19 protein-coding genes are annotated in these 26,408 nt (G+C 73.6%); 4 read left to right on the top strand and 15 right to left on the bottom strand.

Translation table 11 applies throughout. The features are described from left to right. Positions 1-90 precede the first annotated feature (90 nt). From HZF07_RS17780 to HZF07_RS17725, 12 genes are all read right to left on the bottom strand, one after another. On the bottom strand, positions 91-1,506 hold the full coding sequence (locus tag HZF07_RS17780) for a hypothetical protein (protein WP_157343493.1): 1,416 nt from the start codon (positions 1,504-1,506) through the stop codon (positions 91-93). Beyond that, positions 1,503-3,164 carry a glycosyltransferase family 2 protein gene (locus tag HZF07_RS17775; protein ID WP_157343490.1) on the bottom strand — a complete coding sequence of 554 codons (1,662 nt, stop codon included), beginning with the start codon at positions 3,162-3,164 and terminating at the stop codon, positions 1,503-1,505. The genes HZF07_RS17780 and HZF07_RS17775 overlap by 4 nt, the downstream gene beginning before the upstream one ends. Continuing rightward, on the bottom strand, positions 3,164-4,135 hold the full coding sequence (locus HZF07_RS17770; protein ID WP_157343488.1) for a class I SAM-dependent methyltransferase: 972 nt from the start codon (positions 4,133-4,135) through the stop codon (positions 3,164-3,166). Before HZF07_RS17770 ends, HZF07_RS17775 begins: the two co-directional genes overlap by 1 nt. Positions 4,136-4,216: 81 nt before the next feature. Further along, a complete protein-coding gene (locus HZF07_RS17765; protein ID WP_157343486.1) occupies positions 4,217-4,990 on the bottom strand; it encodes a type III pantothenate kinase in 774 nt (257 codons plus the stop codon). Continuing rightward, the gene (gene nadC, locus HZF07_RS17760) at positions 4,990-5,862 is read right to left on the bottom strand and encodes a carboxylating nicotinate-nucleotide diphosphorylase (protein ID WP_181645330.1); all 873 of its coding nucleotides are present in this window, start codon (positions 5,860-5,862) and stop codon (positions 4,990-4,992) included. The genes HZF07_RS17765 and nadC overlap by 1 nt, the downstream gene beginning before the upstream one ends. A 9-nt stretch (positions 5,863-5,871) precedes the next feature. Further along, positions 5,872-6,927, bottom strand: coding sequence for a sulfotransferase family protein (locus tag HZF07_RS17755; protein WP_157343484.1), 1,056 nt, complete (start codon positions 6,925-6,927; stop codon positions 5,872-5,874). Beyond that, positions 6,924-8,603, bottom strand: a complete 1,680-nt coding sequence (locus HZF07_RS17750; protein ID WP_309504826.1) for an L-aspartate oxidase — start codon at positions 8,601-8,603, stop codon at positions 6,924-6,926. The genes HZF07_RS17755 and HZF07_RS17750 overlap by 4 nt, the downstream gene beginning before the upstream one ends. A 9-nt stretch (positions 8,604-8,612) precedes the next feature. Beyond that, the gene (gene panD / locus HZF07_RS17745; protein WP_157343482.1) at positions 8,613-9,041 is read right to left on the bottom strand and encodes an aspartate 1-decarboxylase; all 429 of its coding nucleotides are present in this window, start codon (positions 9,039-9,041) and stop codon (positions 8,613-8,615) included. Continuing rightward, complete coding sequence (gene panC / locus HZF07_RS17740; RefSeq protein ID WP_157343480.1) at positions 9,041-9,940, bottom strand: pantoate--beta-alanine ligase; 900 nt, start codon at positions 9,938-9,940, stop codon at positions 9,041-9,043. Before panC ends, panD begins: the two co-directional genes overlap by 1 nt. Beyond that, positions 9,937-10,860, bottom strand: a complete 924-nt coding sequence (locus HZF07_RS17735; protein ID WP_157343478.1) for a Rossmann-like and DUF2520 domain-containing protein — start codon at positions 10,858-10,860, stop codon at positions 9,937-9,939. Before HZF07_RS17735 ends, panC begins: the two co-directional genes overlap by 4 nt. Before the next feature lie 345 nt (positions 10,861-11,205). Beyond that, entirely contained in the window at positions 11,206-12,474 is a 1,269-nt protein-coding gene (locus HZF07_RS17730) for a hypothetical protein (protein WP_157343476.1), read from the bottom strand. Beyond that, positions 12,467-12,799 carry a hypothetical protein gene (locus HZF07_RS17725; protein ID WP_157343474.1) on the bottom strand — a complete coding sequence of 111 codons (333 nt, stop codon included), beginning with the start codon at positions 12,797-12,799 and terminating at the stop codon, positions 12,467-12,469. The genes HZF07_RS17730 and HZF07_RS17725 overlap by 8 nt, the downstream gene beginning before the upstream one ends. A 121-nt stretch (positions 12,800-12,920) precedes the next feature. Here HZF07_RS17725 and HZF07_RS17720 point away from each other — a divergent pair, with 121 nt between their 5' ends. Both HZF07_RS17720 and HZF07_RS17715 read left to right on the top strand, forming a co-directional pair. Next, complete coding sequence (locus tag HZF07_RS17720; RefSeq protein ID WP_157343472.1) at positions 12,921-14,336, top strand: bifunctional cytidylyltransferase/SDR family oxidoreductase; 1,416 nt, start codon at positions 12,921-12,923, stop codon at positions 14,334-14,336. A 58-nt stretch (positions 14,337-14,394) separates the two neighbouring features. Further along, complete coding sequence (locus HZF07_RS17715; protein ID WP_181645329.1) at positions 14,395-15,135, top strand: GNAT family N-acetyltransferase; 741 nt, start codon at positions 14,395-14,397, stop codon at positions 15,133-15,135. On the opposite strand, the gene HZF07_RS17710 is transcribed toward HZF07_RS17715, so the two are convergent. Together HZF07_RS17710 and HZF07_RS17705 are read right to left on the bottom strand one after the other, a co-directional pair. Continuing rightward, positions 15,128-18,700, bottom strand: coding sequence for a CDP-glycerol glycerophosphotransferase family protein (locus HZF07_RS17710; protein ID WP_157343470.1), 3,573 nt, complete (start codon positions 18,698-18,700; stop codon positions 15,128-15,130). The two genes, HZF07_RS17715 and HZF07_RS17710, sit on opposite strands and share 8 nt — an antisense overlap. A 62-nt stretch (positions 18,701-18,762) precedes the next feature. Beyond that, the gene (locus HZF07_RS17705) at positions 18,763-20,454 is read right to left on the bottom strand and encodes a glycosyltransferase family 61 protein (protein ID WP_157343468.1); all 1,692 of its coding nucleotides are present in this window, start codon (positions 20,452-20,454) and stop codon (positions 18,763-18,765) included. A 46-nt stretch (positions 20,455-20,500) separates the two neighbouring features. Between HZF07_RS17705 and HZF07_RS17700 the strand changes: the two genes are divergently transcribed. Next, positions 20,501-23,956 (top strand): bifunctional glycosyltransferase/CDP-glycerol:glycerophosphate glycerophosphotransferase, encoded by a 3,456-nt coding sequence (locus HZF07_RS17700; RefSeq protein WP_157343466.1) that lies wholly within the window; start codon positions 20,501-20,503, stop codon positions 23,954-23,956. A 9-nt stretch (positions 23,957-23,965) separates the two neighbouring features. On the opposite strand, the gene wecB is transcribed toward HZF07_RS17700, so the two are convergent. Next, positions 23,966-25,042 carry a non-hydrolyzing UDP-N-acetylglucosamine 2-epimerase gene (gene wecB / locus HZF07_RS17695; protein WP_181645328.1) on the bottom strand — a complete coding sequence of 359 codons (1,077 nt, stop codon included), beginning with the start codon at positions 25,040-25,042 and terminating at the stop codon, positions 23,966-23,968. An 87-nt stretch (positions 25,043-25,129) separates the two neighbouring features. Here wecB and HZF07_RS17690 point away from each other — a divergent pair, with 87 nt between their 5' ends. Continuing rightward, on the top strand, positions 25,130-26,389 hold the full coding sequence (locus HZF07_RS17690) for a nucleotide sugar dehydrogenase (protein WP_181645327.1): 1,260 nt from the start codon (positions 25,130-25,132) through the stop codon (positions 26,387-26,389). Positions 26,390-26,408: the final 19 nt, after the last annotated feature.

The following is a 26,408-nucleotide window of genomic DNA, read 5'->3' as shown; positions in this document are numbered from 1 at the left end:
AAAACCGCGCGCATAATTCGGCTCGCAAAAAACGCCATTTCGCGATTCACGCGGGAATTGCCCGACCGGAGGAATTCCGCCGGGGAATTGTCAGGTCAGCACGTTCTTGAGGGTCACCACGAAGCTCAGCAGGCCGAGTCCGAGGAGTACGTAGTCCCAGTGCCGGCGCTGGCTCGCGACGCTGGCGAGCACGGCCGCGGCCATGGGCAGGACCCCCAGCGCGTACCGCGCGGGGATGGGGACATAGGCGTGGGCGATGAAGAAGTAGACGCCCACGAACACATCACCCGCCACCAGCATCGTCACGAGCGTGGAGAGCGACAGCAGCTGGACGGAGCGGTGGGTCGTGCGGCTCCAGGCAGCGCCGATCGTCGCGGAGATCAGCAGCAGGTTGAGCACCGCGACGAGCACCAGCAGCAGCATCGTCGCGAAAATGGCCGGCACGTAGGGGTTGACCACGGGCGTGACGGTCGCGAAGGCGTTGGTCAACAGCTGGTCGGAGCCGATGGAGCTGACGTCGAACCGCGCCATCGGGCTGCGCTCGGCGTCGGCCGGCGTGATGATCCTGGTGACCGCGGTCCAGCCCGCGAGCCCGACGAGGGTCCCGGCGACGACGGACGCCATGGTGAGCAGGCCACGGCGGCGAGCGAGCGGCGTCACCGCTCCCGCGCCGTCGCGGTTCCCGATCGGCAGCATCATCAGCAGCACGAACAGCAGGGTGAGCCCGATCGGCGCGATGCTCGTGACCTTCACCAGGGTCGCGACGAGCGCGGCCGCACCGGCCCACGCGGGGTGCGCGCGTCCGTGGACCACCGCCCAGGCGACGAGGGCGAGCATGCCCCCGACGAGCAGCGCCGGGGCGTCGCTGGTGATCGTCGCGCTCGGGTGCAGGACCGCCGGCGTGCTGGCGACCAGCAGGCAGACCGCCATGCCCGCGGCCGTCGAGCCGCCGAGGCGTCGCGTCAGCAGGAACGTGACGAGCAGCCCGGCGGTGAGCCACAGGGTGCCGAGGGACCGCCCGATGGTGACGATGCTGTCGGTGCCGGGCAGGATCGCCGCCAGCGCGCGCGAGGTCAGACCGGTGGCGTAGTAGTAGACCGGCGGGTCGGCGGCGGCGGTGTTGAAGCCGGACTCCTGGTAGGCAGCCGGGTCGAGGTGCCGCTGGGCACACGGGGGGCTCACGAAGCCCGGGGAGTCGATGCCCCGGCACGACTGCTCGCGCATCGCCGTCCGGTGCACGCGCTCGCCGCCCTCGACGAGGTCGAACCGGCTGGCCTGGTCGAGGTAGTCGATGTGCTGGAGCTCGTCGATCGGCGAGAGGAGCGGGTACTCCTTGACGTGCGCCAGCACCAGGGTGGCGGCGATGGCCACCAGACCCGCGAGCACGAGCAGTCGGCGTCCCCAGCTGGCGGATGCTCCCGAGGGCATCGGCGTCTCCGGGGGCTCGGCCGCGGCAGCCGGCCGCGCCGCTCCGGACGCGAGACCGGTGGGATCCGTGGTGCTCACGCTTGGTCACCCCGCGGCGCCACCGGACGGCCGGCCGCGTCGTGCCCGCGCGGCGCGCTGCCCCGAGCCACCCCGATCTCCGAGCGGCCGTTCCGTCGGTACGTCGGCAGATAGAGGTCCTGCAGGGGCGGGATCCAGCGTTCGGCCAGGAGCTGCTTCTCCCACGGCCGCACCTCGGGGTCGCGCGACTTCGACTCGAAGTGGTAGGCCGTCGCCGACGCGATCCACAGGATCCGCAAGCCGGCCGCCGTGATCTTGTTGCAGAAGTCGACGTCGTTGTAGCTGAGCGGGAACTGCTCGGACATGCCCCCGATCCGCTCGTACGTCGACCGCTTCAGCGCGATGCAGGCGCCCGTGACGGCGGAGACCTCACGGTTGAGGACCAGGGCGCTGAACGGGCCGGGGGTGGTGCCGCGCATCTTGTACATCGCGTGGCCGGGACCTCCGTCGAACACGACGACGCCCGCGTGCTGGATGGTGCTGTCGGAGAAGAGCAGCCGCGCTCCGGTCGCACCGACGCCCTCCTCGTAGAGGGGCGCGACGAGGTCGACCAGGAAGCCGTCGGAGGCGATCTCGACGTCGTCGTTGAGCAACACGATCACGTCGCCGTACGACGCGGCGACGCCGACGTTGCACTTCGCGCTGAAGTTGAACGGCGGTCGGTAGGGCACGAGATTGACGTCCGGACCGCCCACCGCGCGCACCTCGTCGAGCCGGTCGGGATCGGTGTCCTCGTCGTAGACGACCACGAACTCGACCCGCTGGTGGCCACCTCGCTCGCGCATCGAGCGGATCGCGTCGACCACGAAGGTGCGGCGCTTGCCCCAGACGAGACCCTGGCTGCCCCGCGTCGGGATCACGACGCTGATCGTGACCTCGGGGTCGAGCCGACGCTGGAGGCGCATCGAGTGGCGAGTCCGACCGAGCTCCGCGGTCGCAGCGATGCCGACCCGGTCGAGGTGCTCCTGCACCGCGCGGCGGCCGGCCTCCCAGGCGTACGGCTTCGCCTCCGGGTCGTGCACGACCGAGCCCGGCGCGCCCCGCCAGTGGTAGAGCACGCGCGGCACGTGGACGATCACTCGGGCGCGCTCGGTCACCCGCAGCACCAGGTCGTGGTCCTGCGATCCGTCGAAGCCCTCGCGGAAGCCGCCGACCTCGCGGACGACGGACGTGCGCAGCACGGAGAGGTGCCCGGTGTACATCTGGCCGCGGAGCCGCTCCGGCGACCAGACCGGCTTGTGGAACTGCCCGAGCCGCGCGCCGTCGGCGTCGACGATCTCCTCGTCGGAGTAGAGGTAGTCCGCGTCGGGGTACTGCTCGATCGCCCGGCGCACCACGCGCAGCGCCTGGGGGACGAGCAGGTCGTCGTGGTCGAGCAGCGCGATGAACTCGCCGCGGGCCGCCTCGATGCCGTCGTTGGAGGCGGCGACGATGTGCCCGTTGGTCTCCCGCTCGATGACGCGGATGCGCGGGTCGGTCGCGGCCTCGGCCCGGAGCACCTCGCGCACGGCGTCGTCCGGCGATCGGTCGTCGACGAGGATGAGCTCCCAGTCCCTGAACGCCTGGGCCCGCACGGAGGCGATCGTCGACCGGAGGATGTCCAGCGGCGGGTTGTAGACCGGGGTGACGATCGAGAACGTGGGCCGGGACTCGTCCATCAGACGTTCCGGGTGCCGCGTCGGCGCAGCGCCGATCGGACGCCGCCGCGTTCGCTGTCCGAGGCCGCGTCGCCCGCCACGACCTTCTCCTCGGCCTGCTCCCGGAGCCGCTTGTTGGCCGCGCGGAGCCGCGACCTCGCGTCGGCCTCGCGCGCCTGGGCGGCAGCGACGGACGCCTCGAGCCCGATGATGTGGTCGCGCATCGTGAGCAGGTCGTAGCGGGCCTTCTGGTCCTGCTCCATCTGCTCGGAGTACCGGTCGTGACGGCGCACCGACGCGTACGACGCCGCCGGCTCGACCGCGGGCCGCGGGCCTGCCTCGCCGGCGCGCCGGGCTGCGACGACGTAGTCCCGGTCGAGCGCGGTCGGCTGGTGGCGCACCCACTCGATCACGCGCGGGAGCACGATCGCGTCGTCGACGGCCACGGGGCCCTCGAGCGGGTCCGCGACGGTCGAGCGCAGTGCGTCGGCGGCCAAGCCCACACTCTCGAGGAGGTCGAGCAGGCTCCGGTCGGTGAAGCCATGCAGCTGCTCGTCCGCGCCCCACCGGCCCTGGAGCAGCGCCAGGCGCACGGAGCCGTGCGCGACGTTGGGGACCGAGGCGACGACCCGGCCGTGCTCGCGCAGCAGACGGGCGGCGTCGCGCAGCACACCGGCGGGGTCGACGAGGCGGCCGAGCGTGCCAGCAAGGACCAGCACGTCGAACGTCGCCGGTGACAGCGCGTCGTGGATCCCGCCGCCGTCGAGGTCGAGGACGACGAGCCGGTCGAGGGACTCCACGGCCTCGCTGGCGACGGACTCGTCGATGTCGAGACCTGTGACCCGGCACCCGGCGGCGGCCAGCCCGCGGGCGACGGCTCCGTCGGCACAGCCGACGAGGAGGACGTCGTGACCAGAGCCGACGAGCTCGACCACCAGGTCCTGGCTGGTCGGGCTGCCCAGGGGCTCGCTGTCCGCGCTGTCCTGCTTCACACTGTCTCCGCTCGGTGCTGGACGGGGCACACCGAAGCGATCCCCGACGTGATCGCGCGCGACTCTACAGGAGCGGGCCGCTCAGACGTTGCGCGCGTAGACCAGCTCGAGCCCGCGCAGGGTGAGCCACGGGTCGTGGTGCGTGAAGCTCCGGCACTCCTCGACAACGAGCGGCGCGAGGTAGCCGGTGGCGACGACGGTGACGTCGTCGGGGACGGCGCCGAGCTCCTCGATCATCCGCGACACGATGCCCTCGACCTGGCTGGCGACGCCGAAGACCATCCCCGACTGCAGCGCCTCGACGGTGTTCTTGGCGATCACCGTCCGGGGCCGGGCCAGCTCGACCTTGCGCAGCTGGGCACCGCGCCGGCCGAGTGCCTCCAGGGAGATCTCGATGCCGGGCGCGATCGCGCCGCCGACGTACTGACCCTGGCCGCTCACCACGTCGAACGTCGTGGCGGTGCCACCGAAGTCGACGACGATCGCGGGTCCGCCGTACTCGTGGCTCGCAGCCAGGGCGTTGACGATCCGGTCGGTGCCGACCTCGCGCGGGTTGTCCATCAGGACGGGCACGCCGGTGCGCACGCCCGGCTCGACCACGAGGCTGCGCAGCTCGGCGAAGTGCCGGGCCAGCATGTCGCGCCACTCGTGCAGGACGGCCGGGACGGTCGAGCAGACGACGATGCCGTCGACCTCGGCGAGTGCCGGGCCGAGCAGGCCGCGCAGCAGCACCGCCCACTCGTCGGCCGTGTGCCGATCGACCGTGGCGACCCGCCAGTCGGCCGTGACGTCGCCGTCGCGGATCAGCCCGAGCACGGTGTGGGCGTTGCCGATGTCGGCGGCGAGCAGGGCCATCAGTCGTCCAGGAGGTCCAGGCCGAGGTCGAAGACCTTCACCGAGTGGGTGAGTGCGCCGACCGAGATGAAGTCGACGCCGGTCTCCGCGACCTCGCGCGCGCGCTCGATCGTGAGCCCGCCGGAGGCCTCCAGCGTCGCGCGGCCGTCGGTGATCCGGACCGCCTCGGCCATCGTCGCGGTGTCCATGTTGTCGAGGAGGATCTCGCTGCACCCCGCCTCCAGCAGCTCGCGCAGCTGGTCGAGGTCGGTCACCTCCACCTCGACGCGCAGGCCGGGGTACGCCGCGCGCACGGCCTCGTAGGCGGGCACCACGCCGCCGGCGGCCACCACGTGGTTGTCCTTGACCATCGCGCGGTCGGAGAGGCTGAAGCGGTGGTTGACGCCGCCGCCGCAGCGCACGGCGTACTTCTGCAGGGCGCGGTAGTTCGGCAGCGTCTTGCGAGTGTCGAGCACCCGGGCGCGGGTGCCGCTCAGCGCGTCGACCCAGGCCGCGGTGGCGGTCGCGATGCCCGAGAGGTGGCTGGCGTAGTTGAGGGCCGTGCGCTCGGCCGTGAGCAGGCCGCGGGTCGGACCACTGACCCGCATCACGACGTCGCCGGCCGAGACCCGGCTGCCGTCGGGCAGCCGGTCGGCGATCTCGACGTCGTCGCCGAGCACGTGGTGGAAGACCAGCGCGGCGACCCCGAGGCCGGCGACCACGCCGTCCACACGGGTCGCGAAGAGCGCCGTGCCGCGTGCGCCGGGCGGGATCGTGGCCTCGCTGGTGACGTCGCCGTCGGGTGCGTCCTCGAGCAGGGCGTCGGCGATCTGGCGCACCAGGGCGTCCGGGTCGAGGCCGGCCGCGGTCAGCTCGTCGAGCAGCGTCTTCACCCGGGGAGCCTATCGACGCGAGCGGTTGATGAGCCGGTGCGTCACGACGCCGAGCAGCTCCCGGCTGCGCACGTCGCCGACGGGGCGGGCCTCGGGCCCGGCGGGGGGTGGGACGGCCGTGGCGCGAGCGTCGCGGCGGCCCTGCCGGATGCCGGCCGCGCGGGCGGCCCGCACGGCCTCCTGGATGGTCTCCTGGGAGAGCAGCAGCCCGTCGTCGACCAGCCGGTGGTAGGCCGCGCCGACCTGGTCGAGCGTCGCCCACGCCTCGGCGTCGGAGCCGCCGGAGCCGGCCAGCGCGACCTGGGCGTCCCACACCTCCTGGGCCATCGACCGGAGCACGTCGGGCACCCGCATGCCGTCCCACGACGGCGTGTGCCGGCGCAGCCCGGGGTCGATGAAGTCGTCGACGGGGTGCGGCTTCTGGTCGACCGGGGGGTCGAAGCGCAGCCCGAGCTCGGCACCGACGCGGGCCATCGTGCCCCGCCAGTCCTGCAGCAGCTCGGCGTACCCGGCGAAGCTGCGCACGGCGCCCCTGGTCTCGCGCTCGCTGACCAGCGAGGTGTTGATCCAGCGCATCAGGTTCAGCGTGGACTGCTGGCGGATCTCGTTGGCGCTGGTGCCGCGCGCGTAGTACGTCGTGCGGCTGCTGACCACCTCGGCCGGGTGGCGCAGCATCGACAGGTAGCGGACCTCGCGGCCCTCGTCGCGCCCGACGTCACGCCACAGCTGCTGGGCCCACACGGTGCGCGGGTCCTTGACGACCAGCTGCGGTGCGCGGTCGTGCCGGGCCAGGTAGCCGGCGAGCTGGCGGCGCGCCTTGCCGTCGATGACGGCCTGCACGCGGTCGAAGGCGTCGGGGCGGCCGTCGACCACGTTGATCCCGGCCCGCACGATCAGCCGGTTGTGGAAGCGGACCGCCCAGCGGGACTCGTAGAACCCCTTGGGGTTGGACGCGTTGGCGCGCAGGTAGGGGCCGGGCACGTCGAGACCGAGGTGGTGCAGGGCACCGGCCATCGTGCTCGTGCCGCTGCGCGCGGCCCCGGTCACCAGCACCAGGACGCTCATCGCGCTCCGTCCGTCGGCGCCGCGGGCACCAGCTCGAGCGTGCAGTCGCCGGCGTCCATGACGAGGTCGAGGTGGGCGGCGAACCGCGCGTCGTCGCGCTCGGGGAAGTCCTCGCGCCAGTGGGAGCCGCGCGTCTCCTCACGCACCGCGGCCGCACTGGTGAGCGCGGAGCTGATCGTGAGCAGGTTGGTGGTCTCCCACGACTCCTGGTCGACCGACTCGGTGACCTCGCCGGCCAGCTTGTCGAGCAGCCTGGCCGCGTCGTCGAGTCCCGTGGCGTTGCGGAGCACGCCGACCCGCGAGGTCATGACCTCCTGCAGGTCCCGGCGTACGCCGCCCGCGACGAGTCCGGCGGTGCGCCGGTCGGGTGCCGGCGGCTGGAGGTCGCGCAGCTCACCGGGGAGCACCTCCGCGATCCGGCGCGAGAAGACCAGTCCTTCGAGGAGCGAGTTGGACGCGAGCCGGTTGGCGCCGTGCACGCCCGAGCAGGCGACCTCGCCGGTGGCGTAGAGGCCCGGCACGTTGCTGCGACCCCACAGGTCGGTGAGCACGCCGCCGGAGGCGTAGTGGCAGGCCGGAGCGACCGGGATCAGCTCGCTCACCGGGTCGACGCCGTGGCTGCGGGCCGTCGCCAGGATCGTGGGGAAGCGCCGCTCCCAGAACTCCCGGCCCAGGTGCCGGGCGTCGAGCCACATGTGCGGGTGGCCGGTCTCCAGCATCCGGCGCATGATCGCCTTCGCGACCACGTCGCGCGGGGCGAGGTCGGCGAGCTCGTGCACCCCCTGCATGAAGCGGTGGCCCTCGAAGTCCACGAGGAAGGCACCCTCACCGCGCACCGCCTCGGAGATCAGCGGCTGCTGGCCGTGTGAGTCGGCGCCGAGGTACATCACCGTCGGGTGGAACTGCACGAACTCCAGGTCGCGCAGCACCGCGCCGGCGCGGAGCGCGACCGCCATCCCGTCACCGGTCGAGACGGCGGGGTTGGTGGTCTGCGAGAACACCTGGCCCAGCCCGCCGCTGGCGAGCACCACGGCCCGGCACAGCACCGCGCCGACGCCGTCACGCTGACCCTCCCCCATCACGTGCAGGGTGAGCCCGGCCACGCCGCCGTCCTCGGCGAGCAGCAGGTCGACGGCGAGCGCGTGCTGGACGACCTCGATCTCGGGCGCCCGCTCGATCGCGGCGATCAGCGCCCGCTGGATCTCCGCCCCGGTCGCGTCGCCGCCGGCGTGCGCGATCCGGTCGCGGTGGTGGCCGCCCTCGCGGGTCAGCGACAGCTCGCCGTCGGGGTCGTGGTCGAAGACGGTGCCGAGCGCGATGAGCTCGCGCACGGCGTCGGGGCCCTCGGTGACCAGCACCCGGACGGCCTCGCGGTCGCAGGCGCCCGCGCCGGCGACCAGCGTGTCCTGCTCGTGCTCCTCGGGGGTGTCCTCCGGCCCGAGCGCGGCGGCGATGCCGCCCTGCGCCCACTGGGTGGAGCCGGCCGCGAGCACGTCCTTGGTGACGACGAGGACCTTGTCGACGTGGCCACGCAGCCGCAGCGCGGCCGTCAGCCCGGCGATCCCGGACCCGACGACGACCACGTCGGCCGTCGTCGTCCACCCCGGCTCGGGCGCGAGCAGGCGACCAGGCAGCCGGCGTACCGGCGCATCGAGGTCCCGGGCGGATGCGGCCACTGACGAAGGCTAGCGCCCGACCAAGTGGTCGCCGCGCACCAGCCCGGTGTCCGCTCCCGCCGCCGGCACCTCGGCGGGGTCGACGCCGGTCGCGACGATCTTGTTGCCCGCGTCGACGAACACCACGTGCGGCTGGTGCGCGCGCGCCTCGACGGTCTCCATCTGCCCGTAGCCGATCAGGATCACGATGTCGCCGGGGTGCACGAGCCGGGCCGCGGCGCCGTTGATCCCGATCAACCCGGAGCCGCGCTCGCCGGCGATCGTGTAGGTCTCCAGCCGGGCGCCGTTGGTGACGTCGACGATGTGCACGAGCTCGCCGGGCAGGAGGTCGGCGGCATCGAGGAGGTCCTCGTCGACCGTCACCGAGCCGACGTAGTGGAGGTCGGCCTGGGTGACCGTCGCCCGGTGGATCTTGCTCTTCATCATCGTGCGGAGCATCAGGACTCCCCTTCTGTCGCGTGGGTGCCGGTGGGCCGCCCGAGGACGAGCGGCAGGTTGTCGATGAGCCGGGTCGTGCCGACCCGGGCGGCCACGAGGATGCGGGCCGGGGTCCCGGGCGGGGGGCAGGCCGGCAGCTCGCCGAGGCCGGGGTCGGTCACCACCAGGTAGTCGAGGTCGACGAGGTGCTCGCGCAGCTCGGTGCGCGCTTCACGGAGCGCGACGTCGAGCCCGTACGCGGCGTTGTCCTGCGCCGCTCGGAGGGCCCGGCTCAGGGCCACGGCGGCGTTGCGCTCGTCGGGGTCGAGGTAGCGGTTGCGGCTGGAGAGCGCGAGCCCGTCGGGCTCGCGGACCGTCTCGGCGCCGACGATCTCGACGCCGAGGTCGAGGTCGGCCACCATCCGGCGGATCAGCGTGAGCTGCTGGTAGTCCTTCTGGCCGAAGACCGCGACGTCGGGCCGGACCAGCCCGAGGAGCTTCGCGACGACCGTCAGGACGCCGCGGAAGTGGCCCGGGCGCGTCTTGCCCTCGAGCACCTTGCCGAGCGGCCCCGGCTTCACGCTCACCTGGGGCTCCCCGTCCGGGTACATCTCCTCCACGGTCGGCGCGAACACGAGGTCGACGCCCTCGCGGCCGCAGACCTCGAGGTCCTCGGCGAGGGTGCGGGGGTAGCGGTCGAGGTCCTCCCCGGCCCCGAACTGGAGCGGGTTGACGAAGACCGACACGACGACCAGCCCGTCACCCACCCGCTCCCGGGCGGTGCGGAGCAGGCTCGCGTGGCCCTCGTGGAGGGCGCCCATCGTCGGCACCAGCGCGATCCGACGGCCGGCGGCGCGGGCGTCGTCGAGCCGCGTCGCCAGCTCGGAGCGGGTGCCGGCGACGTCGGGGACGGCGCTCATCGGCGGCGCACCTCGGTGGGCGAGGCGACCACGCGCTCGGCGGCCGCGAGCGCCCGCTCGATGGCGGCGGCGCGGATCGGCAGCACCCGGCCGTCGGTCACGGCGCGGGCCAGGGTGCTGCGCGCGAGGGCGACGTACGACGGCAGCGTGTGCGGTGCGGTGCGCACGACCTCGTCGAGGTGCGCGCGGACGGTGTTGAGATCCCCGCGCACGATCGGGCCGGTGAGGGCGGCGTCGCCGTGCTCGAGCGCGTTGTCGAGGGCGGCGGTCAGCAGGGGGCGCAGGGTGCCGGCGGGGTCGTCGGCGCCGGCCGCGGCGAGCAGCTCCATCGCCTGGGTCACGAGCGTGACGAGGTGGTTGGCACCGTGGGCGAGGCCGGCGTGGTAGAGCGTGCGCATCTCCTCGGGCACCCACATCGGGCGGCCGCCGAGGTCGGCGACGAGGCCGGCAACGAGGTCGCGCTCACCCTCGCCGGCGGTCAGGCCGAAGACACAGCCCGCCAGGCGGTCGAGGTCGATCGCGGTGCCGGTGAACGTCATCGCCGGGTGCATCGCCGCGACCCGCGCGCCGACGGCCGTGGCAGGGGCGAGCACCTGGAGGCCGTGCCGGCCCGAGGTGTGCACGACGTACTGCCCGGGGCGCAGCGCGCCCGCATCGCTGAGCGTGGTGACGACGTTGGCCAGCATGTCGTCGGGGACGGTCAGCAGCAGCAGGTCGCACCCGCGGGCGACCGCGGTCGGCTTGAGGGTGGGCACGCCGGGGAGCAGGTCGGCGATCCGGCGCCGGGAGGCGTCGGACTCGCCCGCGGCGGCGACCACGTCGTGGCCGGCGGCGCGCAGAGCGGCCGCGAGGACGGCACCGACGCGTCCAGCGCCGACCACACCCACGCGCAGCCGTGGCTGCCGGGAGTCACGCGTCATGAAAGAACCTTTCGTTCCAGTCCCTCCGACCACTCCCCCTGCCGCGGCGGGGCGAGCCGGTGTGGGTACCGGACGTTGTGTTGCTGACGCTGTGAGGGTACGCCGCGCGGAGGTGCGTACACACGGGACGGCGGCGTGCCGTGAGTCACATCTGCGCGTGCGTCGGCGCGGGTGTCGGGACGCCGGCGACGTTTCATCAAGGGATGAAGGTGAAGCGACGCGGATGCCGGGTTGCTTCGCCCTCATCCCTTGATGAAACCCCGCTCCCCCGGCCGAGCTCGGCGAGGGAGGCGCGACTCCGCCTTCATCCCTTGATGAAGCGCCCGGGTGACGACGCGCCGGCGATCAGCGGCCGCGGCGCAGCCGGCGGCGTACCCGCCCCAGCGCGAGCCGCAGCAGCGCGCCCCGGCTCAGCTCCGCGACCGGCCGCTCCGCCGGCGGCACCGGGCCGTGGGCGGGCTCGTCGCGCACGCCGCGGCGGATCTTGTCCTCGCGAACGGCGGTCTCGATCGGCCCCAGCCGGCGCGTGTCGACCGCGCCGCGCGCCGGGGTGGTCGCGACGACCTTGACGAGTCCGGCCGTGAAGCGGGCGACGGCGTCGGCGGGCACCGCGACCTCGACCGGGTTGTCCCCGACCCCGCGCGGTACGGCGGTGTGCAGCAGCGCCAGGTCGCCGTCGACGCGGACCCCGAGGTCGCTGATCGCGGCCACCATCTCGGCGCCGATCTCGTTGGCCCGGTCGACGGCCCACTGCGGGGTCTTGATCTTCGGCTCGTCCGGCAGCGGCGTGCGCTCCATCAGGTGCCGCACGGAGGAGAAGCGGACGAACCGCGTGTAGTCGGCGTCGGACCAGCCGCGCTCGATCCACCCGGCGTTGAAGCCGCGCACCATCGCCACCTCAGGGAGGGTGAGCGAGCGGTTGGCGGTGGCCTCGGGCTCGCGGACCAGCCCGTCGGGCAGCCCGAGCAGGCGCTCGAACGACGCGAGCACCCCGCGCGGGTGCGCGTCGTCGACGACCACGACCGACAGCCGGTCGGCGCCGACCTGCTCGACCCAGCGCTGGATCAGCCGGTCGTGGCGGTGCCGCCGCCAGAAGGTCGGGGTGATCGCGGTCTGCTCGGGGTCGTTGAGCACGATGTCGAGCCAGCCCTCGTAGCTCGGGTTGTCGCCGTAGCGGACCTGGGGCTGGTTCTGCATGTACTGCTGCCACTGGGAGGCCAGGATCCGGGTCAGCGGGCGCAGCGTCACGACGACCTGGGTGCGGTCGGCGCCGAGCTGCCCGATGATCTGCGGGATCCGCTCGGCGGGGGCGTCGGAGAAGAACTCGCTGCTCAGCACCGAGACCCGCGCCGTGCTGGCGTCGAGCTCCGCCAGCAGGTCGAGCCAGCGGTGCTCGCCGGAGCCCGGCCGCGCGGTCGCGATCTGGCCTCCGGTCGCGCCGGCGATCGCGGCCGCCATCGGGTGGGCGGTGCCGCCCGCCCACAGCACCCCGTGCTCGGCGAGCAGGTCGCGGCTGGCCCAGAAGGCGCGCTGGAGGCCGGTCGTGCCGGTCTTGTGCGGGCCGATGTGCAGCACCCGGGTGCCGTCGGCGAAGGGCGCGGTCGTCTCAGCCACGCGGCCTCGCCCCGAGAGCGGCGCGCAGGAGCTCGCCGGTGGTCAGGTCGGCGGCGAGCGGGCCGGTCGGCGTGCCGGCGGCCGGGGCCGTGCCCAGGGACGCGGCGGCGGTCATCACGGCGAGCGCGACGCGGCCGGCCTCCTCGTCGGTGAGCACGAGGTCGCCGTCGGTCGTCGACCGGTCGTGCGGGAACACCTCGGCGACGGTCCTCGCGACCTGCTCCTCGAGCGCGGCCACGAGCGCGGTGTCGGTGAGACCGAGCTGGGCGATCTCGTCGTGGACCAGCCCCAGCAGACGTGCACCGTCCGCGTTGACGCTCCCCATCGAAACTTCGGTCCTTCGCTCTCAGTGCCCGGCGCGCGCCAGCCTAGCCGAGGCGGGTGCAGGACCCGCGCTGTGGGAAACTACCTCGGTTGTCCGCGACCCGAGATGTGATGAGGACCCGATGAAGAACGTGGCCGTGCTGCTCGCCGGAGGTGTCGGCGTCCGAGTCGGGCTCGGTGTCCCCAAGCAGCTCATCAAGATCGCCGGGCACTCGATCATGGAGCACACGCTCGCGATCCTCGACCGGCACGCGGACGTCGACGAGATCGTCGTGATGATGGCGCCCGGCCACCTCGACGCGGTGCACAAGATGGTGCGCGACGGGGGCTACGCGAAGGTCACCCAGATCCTCGAGGGCGCCGGGACCCGCAACGACACCACGCAGCGCGCGCTCGACGCTCTGGGCGACGAGGACTGCAAGGTGCTGCTGCACGACGCGGTCCGCCCGTTGGTCAGCGCGCGGATCATCACCGACTGCTTCGCCGCGCTCGACGAGTACGCCGCGGTCGACGTCGCCATCCCTTCCGCCGACACGATCATCGAGGTCGGCCCGGACAACACGATCCGCGACATCCCGCCCCGCGCCAACCTGCGCCGCGGCCAGACCCCGCAGGCCTTCCGGCTCAGCACGATCCGCGACGCCTACCGGATCGCGCGCCAGGACCCGGCGTTCGAGGCGACGGACGACTGCACCGTGGTGCTGCGCTACCAGCCCGACGTCCCGATCTGGGTCGTGCCGGGCGACGAGCGGAACATGAAGGTCACCGAGCCGATCGACATCTACCTCGCCGACAAGCTCTTCCAGCTCACCGGCAACGACGCGCCCGCTGTGCGCAGCGACGACGCGATGCGCGCCGCGCTGTCGGGCAAGACGGTCGTGGTCTTCGGGGGCAGCTACGGCATCGGCGCCGACATCGCCGAGCTCGCCGCGTCGTACGGCGCCAACGTCGCGTCGTACAGCCGGTCGACGACCCAGACGCACGTCCAGCGCCGTGAGGACGTGACCACCGCGGCCCGCGACGCGGTCGAGCGCTTCGGCTCGGTCGACTTCGTCGTCAACACCGCCGGGGTCCTCCCGATCGGCAGCCTCGTCGACACCTCCGACGAGACGATCTGGAGCGCGACCGAGATCAACTACATCGCGCCGGTGCTCATCGCCCAGATCTTCCACCCGCTGCTGCGCGCCAGCGGTGGCAGCATGCTGCTCTTCACGTCGAGCTCCTACACCCGTGGCCGCAGCGGCTACAGCCTCTACTCCTCGGCGAAGGCGGCGACCGTCAACCTGACCCAGGCGCTCGCGGACGAGTGGGCCGCCGACGGCATCCGGGTCAACTGCATCAACCCCGAGCGCACCGGCACCCCGATGCGCACCAAGGCGTTCGGCGACGAGCCGGCCGACTCGCTGCTCGAGTCGGCGGCGGTCGCGAAGGCCTCCCTCGAGACCCTGGTCTCCAGCGGCACCGGCCACGTCGTCGACCTGCGCCGCCTCGACCCCATGGAGGCCCTCCAGCTCGGCGACGCCGACAGCCTCTCCTGACACCGGCGGCAGCGAAAATAGAGCGACCCGGACGGTCGGCACCCGGCACGATGCTCGGGTGCCGCTCGCGATCTCCGTCCTCGCCGACCGCCCCGACCTCGTGGGGTCGATGTGGGCCATGCCCAACTCGTGGCCGGAGTTCATGCGCCACGACCCGATCGGCGGGCTGTTCTACAACAACGTCGAGGCGCGGTTCGCCGACTACGTGCTGATCGCCCAGGACGACGGCGGCGAGGTCGTCGCGTGCGCCTACTCCATCCCGTTCGTGCTCGGCGACGATCCGCTGCCGGTCAACGGGTGGGACTTCGTGATCCGCAGCGGGCTGCTGGCCAGCCTCCGCGGCGAGGAGCCCGACGCCGTCTCCGCGGTCGAGATCGCGGTCCGGCCCGACCTGCAGGGCACCGGCCTCTCCGGGCAGATGCTCGCGGCGATGCGCGAGAACGCCGGCCGGCGGGGTTTCGCCCGACTGGTCGCGCCGGTCCGCCCGAACGGGAAGACGGACCCGCACGAGCCGATGTCGTCCTATGCCTTCCGGGTGCGGGACGACGGGCTGCCCGTCGACCCGTGGCTGCGCGTGCACGTGCGCGCGGGTGGTCGGATCGAGAAGGTCGCCCCGCGCTCGATGACCATTCCGGGCACCCTGGACGAGTGGCGCGAGTGGACCGGCCTGCCGTTCGACCGCACCGGCTCGGTCGTCGTGCCGAAGGCGCTGGCACCGGTCCACTGCGACCTCGAGCACGGCGTCGCGACGTACGTCGAGCCCAACGTGTGGGTGGTGCACCGGACGTCGGTCAGCTGAAGAACGCCGCGACGACCTTCTCGGCGGACCGGCCGTCCTGGAGGTAGTTGAACCGCTGGTGGAAGGCGGCCTGCGCGCCGGCGTACTCCTCCGACAGCCCGTCGAGGTCGCGCAGCCGGGCGATCACCTCGTCCGCGGTGTCGAGCAGCGGGCCGGGGGCGGACTCCTCGAAGGGGTAGAGGAAGCCGCGCACGCCGCCGGTGTAGGTCGCCAGGTCGGGCACCAGGAAGAGCATCGGCCGCCCCGTCAGGGCGAAGTCGAAGCGCAGCGAGGAGTAGTCGAGCACCGCCGCGTCCGAGGCCAGGATCAGATGGTTGATCTCGGGGTAGTCGGTGACGTCGATGAGCTGCGCGCCGCCCTCGAGCTCCTCGCTCGGTCCGTGGAAGCGGTGCCCTCGCATGAGGAGGACGTACTCCGGGCCGAGCCTGCGGCTCGCGGCGACCACGTCGAGGTGGTGCACGACCTCGGCGCGGCGCCAGTTGGTGGCCAGGTCGTCGCGCCAGGTCGGGGCGTAGAGCACGACCTTCTGATGCGCGGCGATCCCGAGCCGCCTGCGGGTGTCGGCGCGGACCTGCTCGGCCTCCGGGGAGACCAGCAGGTCGTCGCGGGGGTAGCCCTCGTTGAGGATCGGACCGTCGTAGCGGTACTCGCGCCGGTAGTGCTCGTCCATCTCCGGCGCCGGGGTGAGGATCGTCGACCAGTCGTGGGAGGTGCGCACCAGCTCGAGGTCGATCCGCTTCGGCGTGTAGCCCTTCGCCTGCCACATCCGGATGCCCATCGACTTCGCCGGGTAGCCGTGGAAGGTCTGCAGGACCTGCTGGCCCTCACGGCGGGAGAACCACCGGTCCGGGTCGATGTTGAAGCAGAGGTAGCGGGCCGTGGCGAGCAGGCGGTACCACTCGGCCGAGTGCATGAGGACCGGTACGCCGCCCTCGGGCACGGTCGACGCCGCGTCGGCGATGCCCCAGTAGAGCGTCAGGTCCGGCCGGGTGCGCCGCAGCTCGTGGTGGATGGCCAGCTGGCTGTCGGTCGCGGTGGCGCCGGCGTAGGACTGCAGGTAGACGGCCGTGCCGTCGATCGGCAGGTCGCAGGTGCGGTACCACTCCTGGAGCCTCGCCTGGGCGAGCTGGCCGCGGTCCTCCTCGGTCAGCGGCGGCAGCAGCACCACGCACGCCTCGCGGCCGGTGCGCGCGGCGCGCATCCGGAAGCCGTGGTCGATGGTGAAGTCGAGCAGCCGGTCGAGCAGCGCCTCGCCGACCAGCGCCCGCCCCTCGTGGGCCCGGCCACCGGGGCCGAAGTCGACCATCACCTTGTAGTTGCCGACCGGCAGGCGGGTCGGTCCGAGGCCCCACGGGTCCCAGCGGGTCGGGGCGCGTAGCAACAGGCCGTCGGGGCCGTCGCCCGCGACCTCGACGTCGAGCTCGACCTGCTTGCGGACGAGCCGGAACCGGGCGCCGGCCGGCGGGGAGCCCAGCCAGCGGGCGCGCAGGTCGAGGGTGTCGCTGGTCAGCTCGACATCCTCGACCACGAGGGTGCCGAGCGCGTCCATGATGTCCACGTCGCCGGTCTCGGAGCGGCTCAGCACGACGTCGCCGGTGCCGGCGCCCAGCCACTGCGACGCCTCCGCGGGCCACGCGACGGGTACGTCGGAGCCGCCGACGACCGCGACCAGGCGGAAGCGGCGGACCGGGTCGCCCGGCCGCGGGCGGGGCAGCTCCAGCGTGGCGTCGACGGAGTCCGACGCGGCGGCGACCCGGGCCCGCGCCACGGTGCCGACCTGGTCGACGGCGCGCAGCTCGGTGACCGGCGCCGCGCCGGGACGCACCCGGACGGAGACGGTGCCGCCGGCGACGGTGGCCTCCTCGAGCACCGGGGGCGTGTCGGGACGGGCGACGAGGGCGAACCGGCTCGCGACCCGGCCGCGGACGCCGACCCGGGCACCGGCCACGAGGCGATCGCCGAGGTGCCCGGTCTCGATCATGCCGGCGGAGGCGCGGTCGTCGATCTCGGAGAGCTGACCGCGGCGGGTGAGCCCCCGGGCGGTGACCGCCACGTCGACGGTCCAGCGCGCCTGGCGGCCGCGCTCGAGAGCCCGGGCGGCCAGCGCCGCCGTGTCCAGGGTGAGCGTGAACGCACCTGCGGCGTAGTCCTGGTGGCGCGAGCCCTCGAACTGGTTGGCGCGGATGTCGACGCGCTGCTCGACCGGCAGGGCGATCTCGGTGCCGGTGCCCCGCTCGACGAGCCAGGCCCGCACCTCGCACCCCTCGGACAGGTCGACGTGCTCGATCCGGGCGTACCCGTGCAGCTCGAGGCGCTCGGGGTCGCGCCACGTGATCCGGTGGACGACGGCCCACATGGGGGTCTCGTTGTCCGTCATCTCGTACGCGTCGTCCGGGATCCCGACCTGCGGGTCGCGGTAGAACGGCAGGTGGCCGACGACGACGCCGTCGCGCACCTCCGTCGCTCGGTGGGACCGCTCGAAGAGCCGGGCGGCGACGTACTCCTCCAGCCGGTCGCGCTGGTCGTGGCTGACCAGCCAGAGCTTGACCCGCGAGTCGGCCCGCAGGGTGCGCCACGCGCTCTCGCCGCCGGCGTCGAGGAGCTCGGTGACCAGCTCGCGGAGATGATCCCACTGCTCCGGGGTGGCCCGCTCGACGTCGCCGATGAACGGCTGGATCGCGGCGTCGAGGGTGCCCCAGAGCCACCAGTCGAGGACGTCGGGCAGGCCGAGCGCGGCGACCGAGCGCTGGGTCGCGGCGTGCTCGGTGACCCACTGGTCGAGCTCGGAGAGCACGTCGCGCATCGCGCCGACGCTGACGCCCTCGCGCCGGTTGGTCGGGATGTAGGCGGGGTCCTTGAGCAGGTCGAAGGAGCGGGCGCGCAGGTACGTCGCGAGCGCGAACTCGGTGCCGAGCCGGTCGGCTGCGTCGAAGCCCAGCCCGGACGACGCCCAGAACTCCTGCCTCAGCATCCGGTTGCCGACGGCCAGGTCGGTGATGGCGACGGGAGACTCGGCGAGCGTGGTGCTGCGGATCTCGGTCTGGTGCGCGGCCTCGAACGGCGAGTCGACCGAGGCGTGGAGCGTCAGCGGCGGCTCGATCCGGCCGACCGCCATGTCGGAGCCGCTCTCCTCCAGCGACGTGGCGAGCCGCTCCAGGGCGCCGTAGGGGAAGTCGTCGCCGCCCTGGGCGAAGACCAGGTAGCCGGACCTGGCCCGGGCGGCGCCCGCCGTCCAGGCAGCGGCCCGGTCGGCGACCGGCGGCTCGATGCGGATCCGCCAGTCCTGGGCCGCCTGCTCGCGCGCGGCGGCGACCGCGCCCGCTGCGGCGGCGTACGGGACGACGACGATGTCGAGGTTGCGGTGCGTCTGCGCCCGCAGCGACATCAGGCAGGGCGCGACGCGGCGGGTCTCGGTGTCGCTGATCGCGACCACGACCGTGACCCGGGGTCCGGACCAGCGTCCGCGCAGCGCGCGCGTCGCCCGGCCGAGCGGCCCGCGGACGGCGACCGGGGTGGCCTTGCCGACCCGAACCAGGACTCGCTCGACGCGTTGCCGTGAACGCACGTGGGCGTGCTCCTCTTTTCAGCCGGTGGACCCGGCCGATCGTATCCGGTGGCCTGCGGACGTCAGTCGAGCAGCCCCGCGAGGAAGCGGCCCTCGCGGTCGGGGTCGAAGGTGAACTGCGAGTGCATCGCCTCGCGGCCCTTGTAGCCCGCGGCCCGCGTCTTGTCCGGTCGGCACCAGGCCACGTTGAGCTGGTGACCGAGGACGGCCGCCATGAGCGCCTCGTTCTGGGCCCGGTAGTTCTCCGAGGAGACCAGGAAGACGCGCTTCGGCTCGGGGACGAACGCCATCGTGAACATCGCGCTGCCGCCGAAGCCGGCGAGCTCGGTCGCGCTGCGGAACATCTGGACCTGCTCCGCCAGCGGGTGGTCCTCGGGGTAGACGACCTCGAAGCCGCGCTCGGCGAAGAACGCCTCGACGTCCGGGGTGTTGTGGCAGGAGCGCTTGTCGTTGCGTCGCGAGCAGAAGATCCGCTCGGGGTAGGCCTTGTCGGGCGCCTCGGCCGCCAGGTCGTCCCCGATCCGGCGGTAGACCTCGGTGATGTCGGCGTGGACGTACTCCGGCTGCGTGAACATCGGCGTCCCGGCGAGCAGCCGCTCCACCCGCACCGGCCGCTCGGCCAGCACCAGGTCCTCGGGCGCGACGCCGGCGGCCTGGTAGAGCCGGTGCTCCCAGCCGGCGACCGTGGTGCGCTTGCGGTTGGTCAGCATCAGCGCCTTGAGGTCCGGGTGGCGGCGCTTGGCCTCCGGCCAGGCCCACAGCCGGGCGATCTGCTCGGTCAGGGCGTGCCCGAAGTGGCCGCGGAACTCGGAGTCGAGGTGGAAGTAGGTCCCCTCGAGCGCCTCGGGTCGCGCGTCGGTCGACGGCCGGCCGAAGTCGAAGGCCAGATCGTCGAGGAAACGGTTGCCGAGCTTGGCCCGGGCGCCGTGCCGGTAGGTCTCGGGCAGCAGCACGTGGCCCTGGGTGACCACCTGACCGGGCCAGCAGACGACGTCGCGGTACTCGCGCAGCTGCATCGGCGGCGCCTCGAAGTGGGTGGCGTACGTCGTCGCGTCGTCGTGCTCGCTCGCCAGGATCGGCGCCGGGTTGTCGACGACAGTGCCCGGCCGCTCGGCCAGCACGGCGCCGGCGTCCGCGCCGCGCAGCCGCAGGTAGTCGGCGGCCTGCTCCTCGCGGAGCTGGGCGAAGGCGCGGAGCCGGTTGGTGATCGCGACGTGGCCGTCGCGGACGGTCACGGTGTCGACCGCGCGTCCCCAGAACCGCTGGTGGTGGTCGAGGCCGGCCTGGTCGGGAGCGAGCGCCGCCCGCAGCGCCTCGTCGAGCTGGGCGACCAGCTCGGCGCCGCCGCCCCGCGCGGCGTCCGCGACCACGAGGACGCCGTGGGGACGCAGGTGGAGGAGCGTGGCGCGCGCGCGTTCGGCCCGCACCTCGGCCGGGTCCTCGGTCAGGTCGACGAGGAGGTCCAGCGGACCGCGCGCCGCGAGCTCGACGTGCAGGCCGGCGGGTCCGACGGCCGGATCGAGCACCGTGACCCGAGGGCTCCGGCTCGCGGCACGGACCGCGTCGACCAGCCAGGTCGGTTGGTCGGCAGCGAGCACCACCACCCGCGCGTGGCCGCGCTCGAGAGGCCGGACAGCGAGGGCGAGCAGCCGGGCGGCACGCTGGTCGCTCACGGCGGCGATCCCGGGAGCATCCGCCTCGTCGCCACCGGCGGCGCGCCGGCGGCGGCGCAGGACGTCGAGGGGGCTTCTCATCGCGGCCCGAGTCTGCCACAACGCGCCCCGCCGATACGGTGCGGACATGCCTCCCGCCGCTCCCCGCCGCCTCGGCACCGTCGTCCGTGGCGTCCGCGGCCGGCTCCGGTCCGCGGCGGACCCGGCCGCCGCCGAGGACCGCCCGACCCTCACGGTCGTCATCCCGGTCTACAACGTCGCGCAGTACCTGCCCGAGTGCCTCGACAGCGTCCTGGGTCAGTCCTTCACCGACCTCGAGGTGATCGCGGTCGACGACGGCTCGACCGACGGCTGCCCGGCCGTGCTGGCGGCGTACGCCGCCCGGGACCCGCGGCTGCGGGTGCTGCGGCAGGAGAACGCCGGCCAGGGCCCGGCCCGCAACCGGGCGCTCGAGGTGGCTCGCGGCGAGTACGTGACGTTCTGCGACTCCGACGACACCGTGCCCCGGCGCGCCTACGAGCACATGGTGCGGACGCTGCGGCGCACGGGCTCGGACTTCGTGGTCGGCGCCGCGCGCCGCGTGAAGCACGACAAGCACCGCCACGTGGCGTGGGGCGAGACCGTCCACGAGTTCGACCGGCTCGCGACGACCATCGACGAGTTCCCCGCCGCGATGCAGGACATCATCGCGTGCAACCGGATGTTCCGGACCGAGTTCTGGCGCACGCGGGTGGGCGGGTTCCGGGGCGGGATCGCCTACGAGGACCACGTGCCGATGCTGACGGCGTACGTGCGCGCGGAGCGCTTCGACGTGCTCGCCCGGGTGACCTACAACTGGCGGCTGCGCGAGGACCACACGAGCACCGGGCAGCAGAAGGCGACGCTGCGCAACCTGCGTGACCGGATCGAGGTGAAGGAGGAGGCCCACGCGCTGCTGCGCGCCGAGGCCTCCGAGATCGCGTACGACGCGTGGGTGGGCCGCTGCCTCGACGTCGACTTCCCGCCGTTCCTCACCCATGCCCTGGGCGGCGACCACGACTACCGCGCGGCGCTGGCGGCGACGTACCGCACGTTCCTCGAGCGGGCCACCGAGCGCGCGCTCGAGCACGTGCGCCACGACCGCCTGGTCGAGGCGTGGCTGTGCGCGGGCGAGCACTGGGACGCACTGGCCACCGCCGACGAGTGGTTCGGCCGGGGCCGCGACCCGCAGGTGCGGGTCGCCGGCGGGCACCTGATGGCCGTGCCGGAGCTCCCGGCCGATGTCGTGGCCCTGGTGCCGGACTCGGCGTGGATCCTCTCGCCGGCCGAGACGACGCTGCGGGCCGCGCTGCGCTCGGTGCGCCGCACCGGCGAGACGATCCGGGTGACCGGCTACGCGCTGGTGCCGGGCCTGGCGACGGAGGCAGGGGCTCCCGACATCGCCGCGTGGTTGGTGGACCCCGCGTCCGGCGCCACTCGCCCACTGGCCGTGGAGCCGGTGCACGAGCCGGAGATCGACACCTGGGTCGACGACGAGGCCACGAGCTACCCGCACTCCGGCTTCGCCGTCATCCTCGACCTCGCCGCGCTCGCCCCGGCCGGCCCGGACCCGGTCGCGTGGCGGCTGCGGGTGCGGGTCGAGCAGGAGGGCGTGGTGCGCGAGTCGGCGGTCCACGACGCCGTCGAGGCCTCGCTCGCCGCGAAGCCCCGGCACGAGGTCGTCGAGCTGGGCGGGCGCCGATGGCGCCTGGAGCCGCGCTTCCACCCCGCCGGTGGCTTCGAGGTCGCGTTCCTCCCGGCGACCCTGGTGGTGGGCGCGCTCGACGAGCCGACCGGCGGCCCGATGACGCTGCGCCTGGACGGCGAGCTCCCGCCCGCGGCCAAGGTCGTGGCCCGGGTCTCGCCGGAGGAGGCCGTGGAGGCCCGACCGGGACCGGACGGTACCGTGGTGCTCGACCTGCCCGTGCGCGGGGACTGGGCGCTGCGGGTCTCCGGCACCGGCCTGGCGCCCCAGCCGCTGCTGTGGCCGGTCCCGGGCCCGGACCCGGAGGCGCCGTACGGCGCGACCGGACCGGGTCGGCTGGTCTGGCGGGTCAACCACGTCGGCATGGTGCGCGCGGTCGCCGACGGCCGGCAGGTGCGGATCCGCCACGTGGAGCTGCGACCGGGGGCGATCGTGACCGAGGTCGTCGCCCCGGGCATCACCGAGGCCGAGCTGCGGGGCGCGGTGTGGCGCGGCCGGCACCTCGAGCTGCGCGCGACCGACCTTGATCTCGACGCCGTCGGCGGCACCACCCTGACCACACCGGTCGGCGCGGCGCCGAGCGGGCCCTACCTGCTCATCGTGCGCACCGCCGACGGCGTCGAGATCGAGGCCGTGCCCGACGATGCTCTCGGCGAGCAGCTGCCCGGGTCGCAGCGCACCGACGAGCTGCGGCTCTCGCTGCGGATGCGGGCCGACCGGACGGTCGCGGCCGACATCGCCGGGCCGCTGACGGACGAGGAGCGCTCCCCTGCGGGTCAGGAGGCACTCAGGCGCGCCCACCGGGCCCGCGCCGTCGAGGTCGGCGCCGGTGCGGTCCTGCTGACCTCCGACGGCGGTCGCACGCCCGGCCTGCTCGCCCTCGACCGTGAGCTCGCGCGCACCCGTCCGGAGGTGACCCGCTACTGGGCGGTGCGCGACCTCGGCGTCGCGGTCCCCGAGGGCGCGACGCCCGTGCTGGCCGGCAGCCGGCACTGGCACGACGTCCTGTCGACGGCCGGCGCCGTGCTCGCCTGCGGCGACCTGCCGGACTTCTTCGTCCCCAGCCCCGGCCAGCGCGTCGTGCAGGCGTTCGCCGGCTTCCCGGCGGCCGCCGTGGGCCGCTCCTTCTGGCGGTCGCGCGGGCTCAGCGAGCGGGCCGTCGCGCTCGAGCTCGCCCGCCGGCGGCAGCAGTGGCACACGGCCGTCGCCCCCCACGAGGACGTCGCCGCGATCTACCGCACCGAGCTCGACCTGCCGGAGGTGCTGGTCACCGGCCACCCGCGCTACGACCTCCTCGTCGACGCCGACCGCGCCGCAGCGGGTGCCCGGGTGCGGGCCCGGCTCGGCCTGTCCGACGACGCCGTCCTGTCGCTCTACGCCCCGGCCTTCCGCGACCGGGCGACCCGTGCCCGGGTCAAGGACGTCGACGAGCTCGACCTGCAGCGCCTCGCCGAGGGCCTCGGCCGGGACCACGTGGTGCTGGCGCTGGGCGTCCCGTACGCCGGGGGCAGCCGGGTCGTCGACGTCACGACGTACGCCGACGTCAGCGACCTCCTGCTGGCCGCGGACGCCGCGGTGCTCGACTACTCCGACCTGCGCTTCGACTGGGCGCTGACCGGTCGGCCGGCCGTCTTCCACGTGCCCGACCACGACGACTACCTCGAGGTCGTGCGGCCACCGCTCGACTTCGACAGCACGGCGGTCGGCCCTCAGGTCGCCGACGTCGACGACCTGGTCGACGCGCTGCGCGACCGGGCGGCCCTACGGGAGCGGTACGACGCCGAGGTCGCCGCGTTCAACGCCAAGTGGCACGCCCACCACGACGGTCGCGCCGCCGGGCGGGTGCTCGGCCTGGTGTGAGCCTCGGGGTCAGAGCTGGTCGACGACGATCCCGGCGATCCGCTCGCCGGCGGCGCCGTCCCACAGCGGGGGGACCTGGTCGCCGATCGCGAGGGTGCCGTCGAGCACCCCGTCGACGTGGTCGGCGAGCGTGTCGGGGGTGACCAGCCGGTTGGTGCCGTGGGTGATCGTCACCGGGCGCTCGGTGTTGGGGCGCAGCGTCAGGCAGGGGACGCCCAGCACCGTGGTCTCCTCCTGGATGCCGCCGGAGTCGGTGACGACCAGGCGTGACTTCTCGACCAGGCCGAGGAACTCGAGGTAGCCCAGCGGCTCCGTGGCGTGCATCCGCGGGTGGTCGAAGAGGCCCGAGGCCGCGAGCCGCTCCCGGCCGCGCGGGTGCACCGGCAGCACCACGTCGATCCGGTCGGCCGTCGCGCGCAGCGCCGCGACGAGCCGGTCGAGCGCGGCGGGGTCGTCGACGTTGCCCGGCCGGTGCAGCGTCGCGACGGCGTACTCGTCGGGCAGCCCGACCTCCGCGACAACGCGCGAGCCGTCGAAGCGGTCGCGCAGCCGCAGCAGCGTGTCGATCATCGGGTTGCCGACGAAGTGCATCCGGTCGGGGTCGACGCCCTCGCGGGCGAGGTGAACGAGCGCGTCGGCGCTGGTGGCGAAGAGCAGGTCGCTGAGGCGGTCGGTGACCACCCGGTTGACCTCCTCGGGCATCGACCAGTCGAAGCTGCGCAGGCCGGCCTCGACGTGCGCGCAGCGGATCCCGAGCTTGGCGGCGACCAGCGCGGCGGCGACGGTGGAGTTCACGTCGCCGTACACGAGGACCAGGTCGGGCCGCTCGGCCAGGAACGTCTCCTCGAGCGCGGTCATCATCGCGGCGGTCTGCACCGCGTGCGACCCGGAGCCGACGCCGAGGTTGAGGTCGGGGGCGGGCAGGCCGAGGTCGCGGAAGAAGACCTCGGACATGTTGGCGTCGTAGTGCTGGCCGGTGTGGACGAGCAGCTGCCGCACGCCGCGCTTCTCCAGCGCGGCGAGCACCGGGGCCGCCTTGGGGAAGTTCGGGCGGGCACCGGTGACGTGCAGGACCAGCGACGGCATGCAGTTCCTCTCGGGGCGTGGCTCCGGCTCCGGGGCTGGCATGAGACTCTTTCCACTGGTCGAGCTCAAGAAGGAGTGCGCGAAGCAGTGAGCAGTGTAGTCGTCGTCGGTCTCGGTTATGTCGGCGTGCCGCTTGCCCAGCTGGCGGTCGCCCGCGGTCTGCAGGTGACCGGCCTGGACACCTCCGAGCGCACCGTGGCCGGCCTCAACGCGGGCCGGTCGCACATCGACGACCTCAGCGACGCCGACGTCGCCGCGATGGTGACGGGCGGGTTCACCGCGACCACCGACCCGGCCGTCGTCGCCGGCGTCGAGACCGTCGTGATCTGCGTACCGACGCCGCTGGACCCCGCCGGCGGGCCCGACCTGTCGATGGTGAAGTCCGCCGCCCGCTCGATCGCGCCGCACCTGACGGCCGGCACCCTGGTGGTGCTGGAGTCCACCACCTACCCCGGCACGACCGAGGAGGTGCTCGGCCCGATCCTCGAGGAGGGCTCGGGGCTGAGGGTCGGCGTCCCCGACGGGCTCGCGCTCGCGTTCTCGCCCGAGCGTGTCGACCCCGGCAACCCCACCTTCGGCATCCACAACACCCCGAAGGTGGTCGGCGGCGCCACCGAGGAGTGCTCGCGCAGGGCGGCGGAGTTCTACGGCCGGCTCGCGGAGACCGTCGTCGTGGCCAAGGGCACCCGCGAGGCGGAGATGTCCAAGCTGCTGGAGAACACCTACCGCCAGGTCAACATCGCGCTGGTCAACGAGATGGCCCGCTTCTCCCACGAGCTCTCGATCGACTTCTGGGACGTGATCCGGCTGGCCCGCACCAAGCCGTTCGGCTTCCAGGCGTTCTACCCCGGCCCCGGCGTCGGCGGGCACTGCATCCCGATCGACCCCAACTACCTCTCCCACCGCGTCCAGGAGCAGCTCGGCTACCCGTTCCGCTTCGTGGAGCTCGCCCAGGAGATCAACTCCGGCATGCCGCGCTACGTCGCCCAGCGCATCCAGTCGCTGCTCAACGAGCGCAGCCTGCCGGTCAAGGGCGCGAAGATCCTGCTGCTCGGCGTGACCTACAAGCCCGACATCGCCGACCAGCGCGAGTCTCCGGCGATCCCGCTGGCCCGCCTGCTGCTCTCGATGGGCGCCGAGGTCTCCTACGCCGACCCGCACGTCGCGCAGTGGCTGGTCGAGGGCACGAACCGCGCCGACGACCCGGCCCTCGCCGCGGCGGAGGCCGACATCACCGTCCTGCTCCAGCAGCACCGCGACTTCGACGTCGACGCGATCGCCGACAAGGCCCGGTGCCTCTTCGACCTGCGCGGCGTCACCGCCGGGGAGAACGTCGAGCGCCTCTGAGCCGGCCGCGCCGTCAGGC

Source organism: Nocardioides agri (genome assembly GCF_013778305.1).
Classification (GTDB): domain Bacteria; phylum Actinomycetota; class Actinomycetes; order Propionibacteriales; family Nocardioidaceae; genus Nocardioides; species Nocardioides agri.
Note: the sequence above shows the minus strand (reverse complement) of the source record. Positions and strands in the feature narration are given on the sequence as shown.